Origin of the sequence: Streptomyces sp. NPDC020884 (assembly GCF_044333935.1) — a bacterium.
Taxonomy (GTDB): domain Bacteria; phylum Actinomycetota; class Actinomycetes; order Streptomycetales; family Streptomycetaceae; genus Streptomyces.
The window spans coordinates 1,055,828-1,067,908 of sequence record NZ_JBIRRY010000001.1 but is presented as its reverse complement, the minus strand read 5'-3'; the positions used below and the strand labels follow the sequence as shown (position 1 = coordinate 1,067,908).

16 protein-coding genes are annotated in these 12,081 nt (G+C 70.1%); 7 read left to right on the top strand and 9 right to left on the bottom strand.

Going from position 1 to position 12,081, the window contains the following annotated elements:
• Positions 1-88 precede the first annotated feature (88 nt).
• Complete coding sequence (locus ACH4UK_RS04945) at positions 89-739, top strand: DsbA family protein (protein WP_398354554.1); 651 nt, start codon at positions 89-91, stop codon at positions 737-739.
• A gap of 174 nt (positions 740-913) precedes the next feature.
• Here the strand turns inward: ACH4UK_RS04945 and ACH4UK_RS04940 are convergent, their stop codons facing one another.
• Entirely contained in the window at positions 914-2,362 is a 1,449-nt protein-coding gene (locus ACH4UK_RS04940; protein WP_398354553.1) for an NCS2 family permease, read from the bottom strand.
• 334 nt (positions 2,363-2,696) lie between these two features.
• Here ACH4UK_RS04940 and ACH4UK_RS04935 point away from each other — a divergent pair, with 334 nt between their 5' ends.
• From ACH4UK_RS04935 to ACH4UK_RS04925, 3 genes are read left to right on the top strand one after another with little or no spacing between them, the layout of a single operon-like run.
• Complete coding sequence (locus ACH4UK_RS04935) at positions 2,697-3,317, top strand: XRE family transcriptional regulator (RefSeq protein WP_398354934.1); 621 nt, start codon at positions 2,697-2,699, stop codon at positions 3,315-3,317.
• Positions 3,318-3,369: 52 nt separating this feature from the next.
• The gene (locus ACH4UK_RS04930) at positions 3,370-3,828 is read left to right on the top strand and encodes a GNAT family N-acetyltransferase (RefSeq protein WP_398354552.1); all 459 of its coding nucleotides are present in this window, start codon (positions 3,370-3,372) and stop codon (positions 3,826-3,828) included.
• A 56-nt stretch (positions 3,829-3,884) separates the two neighbouring features.
• Entirely contained in the window at positions 3,885-4,232 is a 348-nt protein-coding gene (locus tag ACH4UK_RS04925; RefSeq protein WP_398354551.1) for a VOC family protein, read from the top strand.
• 110 nt (positions 4,233-4,342) lie between these two features.
• On the opposite strand, the gene ACH4UK_RS04920 is transcribed toward ACH4UK_RS04925, so the two are convergent.
• Positions 4,343-4,828, bottom strand: coding sequence for a phospholipase A2 (locus ACH4UK_RS04920; RefSeq protein WP_398354550.1), 486 nt, complete (start codon positions 4,826-4,828; stop codon positions 4,343-4,345).
• A gap of 304 nt (positions 4,829-5,132) precedes the next feature.
• Here ACH4UK_RS04920 and ACH4UK_RS04915 point away from each other — a divergent pair, with 304 nt between their 5' ends.
• Positions 5,133-6,209 carry a helix-turn-helix domain-containing protein gene (locus tag ACH4UK_RS04915; protein ID WP_398354549.1) on the top strand — a complete coding sequence of 359 codons (1,077 nt, stop codon included), beginning with the start codon at positions 5,133-5,135 and terminating at the stop codon, positions 6,207-6,209.
• 24 nt (positions 6,210-6,233) lie between these two features.
• On the opposite strand, the gene ACH4UK_RS04910 is transcribed toward ACH4UK_RS04915, so the two are convergent.
• The 7 genes from ACH4UK_RS04910 to ACH4UK_RS04880 all read right to left on the bottom strand — a co-directional run bounded on the left by ACH4UK_RS04910 (position 6,234) and on the right by ACH4UK_RS04880 (position 10,727).
• Complete coding sequence (locus tag ACH4UK_RS04910; protein WP_398354548.1) at positions 6,234-7,013, bottom strand: SDR family NAD(P)-dependent oxidoreductase; 780 nt, start codon at positions 7,011-7,013, stop codon at positions 6,234-6,236.
• A gap of 100 nt (positions 7,014-7,113) precedes the next feature.
• On the bottom strand, positions 7,114-7,569 hold the full coding sequence (locus tag ACH4UK_RS04905; protein WP_398354547.1) for a hypothetical protein: 456 nt from the start codon (positions 7,567-7,569) through the stop codon (positions 7,114-7,116).
• Between the two features lie 94 nt (positions 7,570-7,663).
• Positions 7,664-8,812: an ATP-grasp peptide maturase system methyltransferase gene (gene tgmC, locus ACH4UK_RS04900; protein WP_398354546.1), complete on the bottom strand. Its 1,149-nt coding sequence runs from the start codon at positions 8,810-8,812 to the stop codon at positions 7,664-7,666.
• A complete protein-coding gene (tgmB, locus tag ACH4UK_RS04895; protein WP_398354545.1) occupies positions 8,809-9,774 on the bottom strand; it encodes an ATP-grasp ribosomal peptide maturase in 966 nt (321 codons plus the stop codon). The genes tgmC and tgmB overlap by 4 nt, the downstream gene beginning before the upstream one ends.
• On the bottom strand, positions 9,774-10,052 hold the full coding sequence (gene tgmA, locus ACH4UK_RS04890; RefSeq protein WP_398354544.1) for a putative ATP-grasp-modified RiPP: 279 nt from the start codon (positions 10,050-10,052) through the stop codon (positions 9,774-9,776). The genes tgmB and tgmA overlap by 1 nt, the downstream gene beginning before the upstream one ends.
• A 64-nt stretch (positions 10,053-10,116) precedes the next feature.
• Positions 10,117-10,305 carry a hypothetical protein gene (locus ACH4UK_RS04885; RefSeq protein ID WP_398354543.1) on the bottom strand — a complete coding sequence of 63 codons (189 nt, stop codon included), beginning with the start codon at positions 10,303-10,305 and terminating at the stop codon, positions 10,117-10,119.
• 5 nt (positions 10,306-10,310) lie between these two features.
• Positions 10,311-10,727: an ATP-binding protein gene (locus ACH4UK_RS04880; RefSeq protein WP_398354542.1), complete on the bottom strand. Its 417-nt coding sequence runs from the start codon at positions 10,725-10,727 to the stop codon at positions 10,311-10,313.
• 208 nt (positions 10,728-10,935) lie between these two features.
• On the opposite strand from ACH4UK_RS04880, the gene ACH4UK_RS04875 reads away from it, so the two are divergent.
• Together ACH4UK_RS04875 and ACH4UK_RS04870 are read left to right on the top strand one after the other, a co-directional pair.
• Positions 10,936-11,814, top strand: a complete 879-nt coding sequence (locus ACH4UK_RS04875; protein WP_398354541.1) for a helix-turn-helix domain-containing protein — start codon at positions 10,936-10,938, stop codon at positions 11,812-11,814.
• Positions 11,811-12,017 (top strand): DUF397 domain-containing protein, encoded by a 207-nt coding sequence (locus ACH4UK_RS04870; RefSeq protein ID WP_398354540.1) that lies wholly within the window; start codon positions 11,811-11,813, stop codon positions 12,015-12,017. Before ACH4UK_RS04875 ends, ACH4UK_RS04870 begins: the two co-directional genes overlap by 4 nt.
• Positions 12,018-12,081: the final 64 nt, after the last annotated feature.

Sequence of the window (12,081 nt, the reverse complement as noted above, 5' to 3'; positions counted from 1 at the left end):
TCGCGCGACGGCATGCAGGGACGGGGAATGGGAGCCCCTTCGCAGGCGTTCTCCCCCGCAGGTGGAACACGCCCTTCTGAGGAGAGACATGTCCGAGAACACCCCGGTGAACGGCAAGACCCCGGTCGACTTCTGGTTCGATCCGCTCTGCCCCTGGGCGTGGATGACCTCGCGCTGGATGCTGGAAGTGGAGAAGGTCCGCGACGTCGAGGTCCGCTGGCACGTGATGAGCCTGGCCGTCCTGAACGAGGACAAGCTGGACGATCTGCCCGAGGAGTACCGCGACCTCCTGGAGACCAAGGCGTGGGGCCCGGTCCGGGTCGTCGTCGCCGCCCAGCAGCTGCACGGCGACGCGGTCGTCGGCCCCCTTTACACCGCGCTCGGCACCCGCTTCCACAACAACGGCGAGGGCCCCACCCGCGAGGCGGTGGCCGCCGCCCTGAAGGACGTCGGCCTCCCCGCCGATCTTGCTGAGTACGCCGATTCCGACCGGTACGACACCGAGCTGCGCGCCTCCCACAAGGAGGGCATCGACAAGGTCGGCCAGGAGGTCGGCACCCCGGTCATCGCGGTCCCCGGCGCGGACGGCGAGCAGGTCGCCTTCTTCGGCCCGGTCGTCACTCCCGCCCCCAAGGGCGAGGATGCGGCGAAGCTCTGGGACGGGACGCTGCTGGTCGCCTCCGTCCCGGGCTTCTACGAGATCAAGCGGACCCGGACGCAGGGCCCGATCTTCGACTGACGCCGGCCGTCCCCGTGACCGCGCGTATCCGCACCGAGGGCGAGGCCTCTCTGCGGATACGCGCGGCCGTCGTCGGCGAGCAGGCCGGTCGGGAACGTCTCTGTCGGTCCCGAAGGACCCGGAGGACGACGCGTTCTGTCACCCCGGCGCCGGGAGCCACTGGCCGCGGGCTCCCTACTTGAGACCGAGCAGCTGCTCCAGCGGGTCGATGACGAAGTAGACCAGGAAGAGAATCGCGGTGCCCCACAGCAGCCAGTGGACTTCGCGCGCCTTGCCCAGGCACGCCTTGATGACCACGTAGGCGACGAAGCCGGCGCCGATGCCGTTGGTGATGGAGTAGGTGAACGGCATGACGACGATGGTGAGGAAGGCCGGGATGGCTACCTCGTAGCGGTCCCAGTCGATGTGCTTGACCTGGGTCATCATCAGGAACCCGACCACGACGAGCGCGGGCGACGCCGCCTGGAGCGGCACGATCGTCAGCACGGGCGTGAGGAAGAGGGCGAGCGCGAACAGGCCGCCGGTGACGAGGTTGGCGAAGCCGGTACGGGCTCCCTCACCGACACCCGCCGCGGATTCGATGTAGGTGGTGGCCGACGACGAGGACGCGGCGCCACCGGCGACGGCGGCCGCACCGTCGATGAGCAGGACGCGGCCGAGGCCGGGCACCTGGCCCCGCTCGTCGAGCAGCCCGGCCTCCGCCGTGACGCCCACGACCGTGCCCATCGTGTCGAAGAAGTCCGACAGGATGAGGGTGAAGACGAGCAGGACGACCGTCAGAACGCTGACCTGGCCGAACGAGCCGAACACGTCGAACTGGCCCAGCAGCCCGAAGTCGGGTGCGGCGACGGGGTTGTCGGGGATCGAGGGCGAGGTCAGGCCCCAGGACTTGATGGTGGCGATCTCGTTGATGACGATGGCGAGGACGGTCATCAGGACGATGCTGATGAGGATCGCGCCCCTGACCTTCCGGGCGACCAGGACGATCGTCAGGAGCACACCGAGGCAGAAGACGAGCATCGGCCAGCCGGTGAGGGTGCCGGTGCCGAGCTGGACGGGCACGGTGGAGTTCGAGGCATCGGGGATGCGGGTGACGAACCCGGCGTCCACGAAGCCGATGAAGGCGATGAACAGGCCGATGCCGACGCTGATGGCCTGCTTGAGGGGCTGCGGGATGGCGTGCATGATCGCCTCGCGCAGCCCGGTCATCACCAGGACGCAGATCAGCAGGCCCTCGAGCACGATGAGGCCCATCGCGTCGTCCCAGGCCATCAGGGGAGCGATCTGGTAGGCGACGACGGCGTTGATGCCCAGCCCCGCCGCCAGGGCCAGCGGAAGGTTGCCGCCCACACCCATGATCAGCGTCATCACCGCGGCGACCAGCGCCGTGGCGGTGACCAGCTGCACGCTGTCCAGCTGCTCGCCGAACTTGTCCTCGGCCCCGCCGAGGATGATCGGGTTGAGCACGAGGATGTATGCCATCGTGAAGAACGTGGCGAATCCACCGCGTATCTCCTGGATGTAGGTCGAACCGCGTTCGCTGATGCGGAAGAACCTGTCGACGGCACCCGTTGATCCGGTGGGCTTCGCGTCGGGCGGCGGACTGGTCGTACTGGGGTGCATGACTGAGTCTCCTGGACCTGCGAATGATGGGGGAAGGAGGTGGCGCGCACTGCCCGAAGTGAGTGGCAGGCACTGTGCGAACGCACATGCGGCACCTTGCGAGCGGATCATACGCGGCAGCCGTGGGATAGCAACTACCCGTGTAGAGCGTCTATTTGATGCCCTTTCCGCCCTGTGGCTTCCTACGGAATCGGTGGTGACCTTTTCCGTCAAACCGTCAGGCAGCCGACAGTGGGCATGGAATTGTCGGTGACAACTCCCCTACGCTCCGTGCGTGCATCCACCACTCCCCTTCAACGCGCGGGTAGCGCGCGCCTTGCGCGAGAAGCTCGGGATGGCCCCCGGCCATGTCGCCTACGGCATGCGCGCGTCCTTCGGCACGTCGCACATCACCCCCGAGCACGTGATGGCGTGGGAACGCGGGACCCATGTGCCCGACGCGAGTGAACTCACCGCTCTCGCGGGCGCGTTGTGGTGTCAGCCCAGTGAACTCATGGGCCGTCCCAGCACCTTGCTCGAACACCGCATCGCGCGTGGCATCTCGGCCGAGGACGTGGCGCGGGCCACCGGCCTCACCCACGACGCGTACATGGCCATGGAGGCCGCCGGTCTGTGGACCGGCGACAGGCGGCAGGCCGTGAAACTCGGCGAGGTCCTCAGTCTTCCCCCGCGCGACTTCATTGCCATCACCAGGCTGGAGGAGGAGCTGGCCCGTCTCCTGATCGAGGCGGTCTCCACCCGCTGGCAGGCGCACATCCGCGACATCGCCAAGCTCGTCTCCATGGAGCGCCGCGACCTGAAGGCCCCGCTGTCCGACATGCAACAGGAGTACCAGGGCCTCATGGCGGCCACCCTGAGCCGGGCCGGCGGCACCACCGCGTCCGGCGAGGACGGGCGTCGCTACATCGAGAACATCGTCGACCACTTCTGGATCCGGCTGCCGGGGTCCTCCTGAGCACGGTCCGCACGGACCGTCCGGGCCGTCCGGCTCGGGGGACAATGACCCCATGCGGATACGCGCGGGCGAGGCGGCCGAGGCCGCCGCACTGACCGAACTGGCCCTCCGGTCGAAGGGCCACTGGGAGTACGACGCGGAGTTCCTGGCCGCCTGCCGCGAGGAGCTGACGATCCGCCCCGCGGAGGTGGCGGCCCGGCGGACCGCGGTGGCCGAGGAGGACGGCCGGATCCTGGGCTTCACCACCCTGGACGGGGAGCCGCCGCAGGGCGCGCTCGGCATGATGTTCGTCGAGCCCGACACCATCGGCCGGGGCGTCGGACGGCTCCTGTTCGACCGCACCATGGACGAGGCCCGCCGCCTGGGCTTCACCCGCCTGACCATCGACGCCGACCCGAACGCGGAGCCGTTCTACCGGGCCATGGGTGCGGTCCGGATCGGCGCCACCCCGTCCGGCTCCATCCCGGGCCGCGAACTGCCGCTGCTGGAAGTGGCGCTGGGCCGACGGTGATCCGGACGGGCCGGGTTTCCGGCCCGTTGTCAGTGGTGCGCCGTACGGTGAGGGGCATGCGAATCTCACCGGAGATGATCACGTTCGACTGTGCGGATCCCCAGGCCCTGGCCGCCTGGTGGGCCGAGGCGCTGGGCGTCGAGGAAACGAAGGACTACGGCGAGTTCGTCGTCCTGGCGGCGACCCCGCTGGTCCTCGGCTTCCAGCGGGTGCCCGAGCCCAAGGCCGCCAAGAACCGGGTGCACGTCGACTTCACCTCGCCCGACCGCCTGGCGGACGTGGAGCGCCTGGTGAGGCTGGGTGCGACCGTCGTCGGTGGGCAGTCCACGCAGGGCATGTCCTGGACGGTCCTCAGGGACCCGGAGGACAACGAGTTCTGTCTCGCGGACGCCGGGAGCCACTGAGCGGGCGCACGCGGGGCCGCCCCCGGGGCGGCCGGAGCGATAAGGCCTGCCCGGCCGCTGGAGAGCGACCCGGCAGGCACGGATCAGGGCCTGTGCGGCCGGCGTCTCTCTTACCAGTGCGTCCAGCCGATGGCCCGCACACCGTCGTAGATGACCTTGGCGGAGCCCAGACAGGTGCTGCCGCTCTCGTGCCGGTCGATGCAGATCTGGCGCATCTCGTGGTAGAACCGCTCGTCGATCCAGGCCCGGCGGGCGTCGGTCGGGTCGAGCTTGAGGCCGCTGGAGGGACCGTAGTTCCCGTATCCGAAGTCGTGCTGGACGCAGGCCTCGAAGAAAATGACCTTCTCGCCGGTACCGACTCCGGTGCAGCCGTCGCTCTCCCAGTCGAAGGGGGCGACCTGGGGCTGGTTGACGAAGTCCCAGTACCGCAGCCCCATCAGGTGGTTGGCGGTGTCCAGCGTGCTGGCGGCGGAGGCCTTGGCCCGGCTGTCCCCGACGGGGCCGGACCCCGGAGCGGAAGCCCCGGCGGTGGTTGCCGTGCCGAGGGACAGCAGCAGAGCGAGGGCGGCGACGGTCGCGGTTTTGTGCAGGCGCATGGAGCAGTCCTTTGCGGTGGGAGAGGGGTGTGCCGGGCGGCAGGGCCGTCCCGGCTGGTGGTGGGCATGCGGTCACGGAATCCCGAGTCCCCGCGCGGGGGTGGGAAGCCCGTCCGTACCCCGGCCGCTGAGCGGTTGATGAGAGTCTGTGGCGACCCGTCACCTTTCGCAAGCTTGTCCCGCTTGCTTCACCAATGTCGGGATCCCTAAGGTTCTGACCTGCAGGGACGCAGGTGTCCCGGGACGCTTCGGTCCCGCCGGGGCACGTCCCGCGGGTCTGCGGAGCAGCGAAGAAGGGGCAGCGATGGCCGGGGGCGAAGCGCGGTGGGAGAGCCCCGCTCAGCGGTTGGGCGGGGCGCTGCGGGCTCTGCAACAGAGCTCCGGCCGGACCCTGCGGTCGCTGGAGGCGGAAGTGGCCATCAGCGACTCGTCGTTGTCGCGCTATCTGCGCGGGACGACGGTCCCGCCCTGGGCCACGGTCCGCGATCTGTGCAGGGCGCTCGGAGGAGACCCCGCGGACTACCGGACGCTGTGGGAGGCGGCCGGGCGGAGCCAGTCCCCGGCCGGCACAGGTGAACGCCTCGCCCCGCCGGCACCGACACCGGCAGCCGAGCCTGTACCGCCTGGATACGCCGGACCGGAGTGCGCCCCGGCGCGCAGGCCGGAACCGGAACCCGGCCCGGCACGCAGGCCGGAACGGGAACCCCGCCCGGCGCGCAGGCCGGAAGCCGAACCCCGCCCGGGACACGCACCGGAACCGGACCCCCGCCCGGACCCCGGCCTGGCCCGCGACCCGGAACGGGGCCCGGGACCCCTCCCGCAACCCGGCCCGGAACACGCGCCGCGACGGACCCGCCGCTTCCTCCGTAGCCGCCGGGCGGTCGGCCTGGCCGGTGTACTCACCGGGGCGGCACTCGGCAGCGCCCTGACCGCGCTCGTACTGGCTCCGTCCGCCCCGGGCAGCGGTCCCGGGCCCGAGGCGCGGAACGGGGCCGGGGCACAGCGCGCCGCTGCGGCCCCCGCCGCCGGGAGGCTGCTCGTCAACCGGTCCACCGGCGCCTGCCTGGACGACAGCCTCGACGCAAGGCTCCGCGGCTACGTCTGCAACGCCCTCAGCTACCAGAGGTGGACCGTGCGCACGGGCGAGGACGGTACGTCGTCCTTGCGCAACCACGCCACGGGCGGCTGCCTGGCCCAAGGAGGGTCCGGACCGGTCACAGCGGCCTGCGGCACATCGGGGGCCCAGAAGTGGAAGGTCACGGCCCTGCCGGACGACGCGATGGAGGTGCGGAACGCGGTGACCGGAGACTGCCTGGACGACGGCCCCACCGGCCTGCGGACTGTTGCCTGCGGCCGCACAGCAGCCCAGAAGTGGGCCTGAGGAGGGGGGATAAGGGGGGCGTGATCACCCGGCCGCGAGCGGTCCCAGGTAGGTGCCTCCGGAGACGTCGATGGTCTGGCCGGTTATCCAGCGCCCCTGCGGACCCGCCAGGAAGCCCACCACGTCGGCGACGTCCTCCGGCTGACCCATCCGGCCGAGCGCGGTGATCGACTCGAGCGCGGCCACCGCCTCGGGAACCGTGGCGTAGGCGCCGATCATGTCGGTCAGCACCACCCCGGGTTCGACCGTGTTCACCGTGATGCCCCGCCGGCCCAGTTCATTGGCGAGCGACGGGCCGAGGGCCGCCAGCGCCGCCTTGCTTACGGTGTAGCCGATCTGCACGGGGTTCGCGATCCGGGTGGCCGCCGAGCCCATGTTGACGATCCGTCCACCGTCCCGCAGCAGCGGAAGCGCCCGCTGGACGACGAAGACCGGCGTGCTCACGTTGATCGCCAGCAGCCGCGCGAACTCTTCTTCGGTGAGCTGCCCGATGGAACTGACCGAGTGGATGCCCGCGTTGTTGACGAGGATGTCCAGGCCGTCCGCGCCGTGGTCCTTCAGCCCGGCGGTGAGCTCATCGAACAGCCGGTCCACCGCCCCGCTCTCACCGAACCGGGCCCGCACCGAGAACGCCCGGCCGCCGGCTTCGGCGATCCGCGCCACGGTCTCGGCGGCGGCCGCGTCGTTGTCGCCGTAGTGAACCGCGACCAGCGCCCCATCGGAGGCGAGCCGCCGCACGACCGCACGCCCGATACCCCGCGAGCCGCCCGTCACCAGCGCTGTCCTGCCGTCCAGTTCCCCCATGATCGCCTCTCCCCTCGCGATGCCCCGGCCCCTGGTCGAACCCGGGAGCGATCCAGCCTAGGCGGCCGCGGTGAAGCACGATGCTGAATCAGCCGGACCGTCAGGGACCTTTGGTGTCATCGGTGTTGCCGTCGTTCTCGGCCGCGAACCGCTGGATCTCCCTGTGGATGTGCCGGGCGATGAGGTCGCCGAGCGGGTCGGTCACGGTCCAGGAGTGCGGGCCGGGGTGGTGGTCGAAGTAGGCGCACGAGGTGACGGTGCGGGTGGCCAAATCGCGGAGGAGAGCGGGGCACAGGGGCAGGGTGTCGAACCGGTAGACACGGTGGGCGTCGGCGCCGGTCCACAGAAGCCACAGGTCCCGGTCGTCGTCGGGGACATCGGCGGTCCAGAGGTGGGCGGCGTGCTCGGCCGCCTCGTCGTGCTCACCCAGTTCGCAGAGGAGGAAGTCGTCCTGAGCGAGGACGTCGGTTGGGTGCTCGGGGCCGCCTTCCATGGTGGCGAGCGCGAGGAGCGCCTCGAAGAACGGTACGGCGGTGACGGCGGTGCATTGCAGCACGGGGCAGGTCTCTTCCGTTCGCTTCCCCGGATGCCAGGCGCGGTACGAAGCCCCGCCCATGGCATCCGGGGGTGTGCGGGGGCGGGGCGCGGTCTCACACCGGCAGGTCCCACCCCGGACCGTCCTCGGCGCCGATCCACACCCGCTGCCGGGCAGCCGACACCGTGATGCCGAAGCCCTCCTGATGCGGCTCGCCCGCCGCCTGCCAGAGCCCGATCGCGGTCTCGACCCGGTCCCACAGACGTACGGGACCACGCTGTACGACCGTCCACCCGCCATCGGGTCCGGGCGCGGTCCGCGCCTGCGAACCGGTGGAGACGTCCCAGAGGATCTGCTCCGCCCCCGCCCCCATGCGTTCCGCCGCCGGCGCGGCGAGCTGGGCCACCCAACTGCCGGTCCATGTCCCGACCACCGTCGGGTCGATCCGGCTCGGCCGCTCCTCACCGGGCAGCAGGGCCAGGTTCGGCCGGGGCGGCCGGTCGTGCGGGCGCGCGATCATGAAGCTGGTGTACCCGGGCAGGAGCCGCCCCGTCGCGGTCCCGGGGCCGGTCACGGTGAGGAGCGCCAGCCCGGACGCGTAGCTCCAGCCGGAGAGGGTGACCAGGATCTTCCCGCCCGGTTTCACCTGGTGCAGCCAGGCCATGGGGAGGTACCGGACCGAGCAGGTGGCGATCAGACGGTCGTACGTCCCCGCGCTCGCGTCCGGGTCTCCCCGCAGACCGTCGCCGATGACCAGGCGCGGCGCGTACCCGGCTGCATCGAGGGCGGAGGCGGCGGCCCGGCCGACCACCGGGTCGTACTCGACGCTGGTCAGCCGGCCGTCGCCGAGGCGATGCGCACCGAGGGCGGTCGAGTATCCGGTTCCGGTGCCGACCTCCAACACCCGGTGCTCGGCTTCCACTTCGAGCTGCTGCCACATACGGAGCACCAGGGACGGCAGGGTCGATGACGAGGTCGGATCGCCGGTGACACCGCCGTCCGCCACATCACCGGGCCGGACACGGCCGTCGAGCTGGGTGATGAGCGTCCGGTCGGTGTAGATCCCCTCCAGCCACCCGTCCTCGCCCTGGTGAACGGGCAGGTACCTGGTCGGGACGCTGTCGGGAACCTGCGCGAAGTAGGAGCCCAGGAACAGCTCCCGGGGAACCGCCTCGACGGCGTCGCGCCATACCGGGTCGGTGAGTCCACCGTCCTCGGTGAGCGCGTCCGCGAGGGCGGCGCGCAGGTGAGCGGAAGTCCTCATGCTTCGAAGCCTTTCTCCAGCTGATCGGCGAGGGCGTCGGCGACGCCGCCGGTGACGTCGGGCGGTTGCCACGCCCACTGCCCGTTGGGGTTGCATTCGAGGAAGTACCAGGCCCCGTCATGGGTTACGGCGAAGTCGAACGCCCCGTACACCAGACGGAAGTGGGCGAGGTAGGCGTGGACGGACCTCTCGACCGCTTCGGGCACATCCACGGGTCCGCACCGCATGAGGCCCTGCCGGCGCCGCCAGTCCAGATCCGGACTGTCGATCCGCACCCCGGACAGCCACGGCCCGACAACGGTCACCCGCACGTCGAACGCCTTGTTCACCCGGGCCTGGAAGAGGTGCGGGCAGATCGCCACGGCATCGGTGATCTCCTGCTCACGCACCTCGCGCACCCATACGCTGTGAGGTCGCCCGGCCACGCGATAGGGCGTGTTCCACACGGGCTTGTAGACGACTCCGCCGCGGTGATGAGCGGCGAACTCCCGTGCCTCCCGAGCGACATGGGTGATCAGCGTGTCGGGTACCAGGAATCCGAACCGCTGCGCCGCCGCGAGCTGAGCGGGCTTGTACTCGGCCGCACGGTTGTTCCAGGGGTGATTGACGTAGTGCGCGCCGGGGAGAGACGCGAGGATGCCCCCGGTTCCCCAGAAGGACTGCTCCGTGGCGAACCGGCGGTCGTGTTCGTCCAGCCCCGAGGGCCCGTCGTACGGCGACGGCCTGCGGACCCAGACGGACCGTACCCGGGTGAGATCGAGGTTCCGGCTCGGAGTGCGCAGGATGCCCCGCTGGCCGCCTGTGCCGTACGTGGCGGACAACGAGGCCCCTGCGAGCAGGTCGGTGCCGGGGTCGAGGCGAACCACGGGCACGTGTCGCGCGGCGAGGACGCGCAGGACGATGTCCGTGGTCACGTCGTGGAGGTTGGTCAGCACCAGCACCGACCCGCTTCGGTCGTCCATCAAGCGGACTGGTCCTGGTCGTAGGACTCGGTGCTGTCGGAGTCGGTCGCTTCGCCCGGTGCCGCGCCGTCCCCCGGGGTGGTGTGGGTCGGCGTCAGCCCGCTCGTGCTGGTGCCGTGGCCGCCCATCTCGACCGTGCGGCCGTTCTCGTCGACGACCAGGGCGATCTGCGTCCCGGGGTCGAGTACGGGGGTGAAGCGCGGGGCGGTGACGGTGTCCTCGTACGGTCCCATCCGGCCTGTGCCCCACGGTGCGGGCGTGTACGTCATCGTGCTCATCTTCGTGTACCTCCGTGCTGGTCGTGGATCGGTTGCTCTCCCGTCGAGGTCTGCCGCAGGGCTTCTACGGAGGCGACCTCAACCGCCGGACCAGGGCGTCCACCTCGGCCGAGCGCCAGCGGCCCCGCTGAGCGATGGCCGCGTCCAGCCCGGGGAAGTACCGGGCCCGGTACGCGGGGTCGGCCTCGATGAGGACCCGTTCGGCGAAGGGGGAGGGCGGCGGGTACGAGTGGGCGGCTGCCCGTCTCCGCACGGCTTTCAACCCCGTTCGACGGGGGCCGAGACCGGCCTGATGGGCAGGTGGGCCCAGACGGTCTTGCCGGGGTGGCGCGGCCGTACGCCCCACCGCTCGGCGAGCGCGTCGACGATGAGCAGGCCCCGGCCGGACTCCTCGTCGGCGGTGGGCTTGCGGAGCTCCGGCATCCGCCACTGGTAGGAGTCGGCGACCTCCAGGATCAGGACGCCGTTCCGACGCCGTAACCCCAACTCGAAGTAGTCGCCGGTGCCTTTGGCGTGGGCGATGGCGTTGGTGGCCAGCTCGCTGGTGATCAGCGTCGCGTCGTCGATGAGCTCGCCGAGTTTCCACCCGGCCAGGACGGTTCTGACGTGCCGTCGAGCGGTGGAGACGGAGTCCTTGCGGACCCGGAACCTCTTGCTGTCTGTGCGCCCGGACATACGTCCCCCAAGGTCGTGGGCAGGCGGAACCAAGATCACCTGGCGTGCTGAAACCAGCACTCGGTGTGACGTAATCCACGGTAGAGCGAGAAGTCAGTGTTCTGCAATCGAAAGACATCGAGAAGTTGCATGTTGCTGAGAGCGCAACCGCCTGGCGCTTGCGGCCTGTTGGCGTGCAGACTGGTCACGGACAGTAAGAGGAGGGGACATGCCCGCAGGTGGACGCCCTACCGTGCGCAGTAGGCGGTTGGGATCCGAACTCAGGCGCTACCGCGAGGCAGCCAAGCTTGACCAGATGCACGCCGCGGAGCACATCGTGGGTTCCAAGGCGAAGATCAGCAGGATCGAGGCCGGTCAGGTTTCAGCACGCCCGGGGGACGTGCGCCTGTTGCTGGAGCTTTACGGAGTGGAGGACAAGTCTGTCTACGAGCGGTTGGAGCAACTTGCACGGGACTCCAACAGGCGTGGCTGGTGGCTCGATTACGAGTGGGCTGCGAAACCGGAGTATGCGGATGTCATCACGCTCGAATCCGACGCCACGTACATCCGCACCTGGCAGCCGCTGTTCCTTCCGGGGCTGTTGCAGACCGACGACTATCTGAGGGCTCTGCTTGCGGCGAGCCTGACTGTCCACGCACCTGAGGCCATCGACGAGATGGTGGCGATTCGCCAGGTGCGGCGAAAGAAGATCGAGGAGGACGGGGCCCGGTTCGCAGCCGTCATATGGGAACCGGCGCTCACAGCGCCGATGCCCTCGGCGAAGGCGCACCGTGATCAACTCGTGCATATCCTGAATGTGGCGCAGCGCCAGAACGTCAGCGTGCAGGTCCTGCCGGCTGCGGAGTGGCAGGCGGCGCACATGACCTCCCACTTCGTGATGTATCACTTCGGGCCCGAACCGGCGCCCGGCGCGGTCGCTTTCGACGGCACGACGAGCACGGTGATCATCGAGGATCTGGAAGAGATGGCCACGCACGCCCAGATCTTCGAAGCGCTCCGATCGTCTGCCCTGACGCCCGCACAGACCCTCACGTTTCTACGTGAGTGCCTCGCCAGCCTTCCCGAGTCTGAGAAAGAGCCGACATGAACAGCCAGAAAATCGTCACGGAGTTCAAGAAGTCCAGCGCTTCCCAGGGCGGGCAGCAGGAGTGCGTAGAGGTCGCCCACACCGCCGACGGCGGCCGGGCCGTCCGCGACAGCAAGGATCCGGCCGCCGGGCTCCAGTTCTATGGCCCCGGCCACTGGGCCGCGTTCATCGACGGCGTGAAGGCGGGCACCTTCGGCGGCTGACGGGAACAGCCCGGTGCGTGTGCCGCCGGGCACCGGGGATCATGCTCAGCCGACCTCCCGGAGC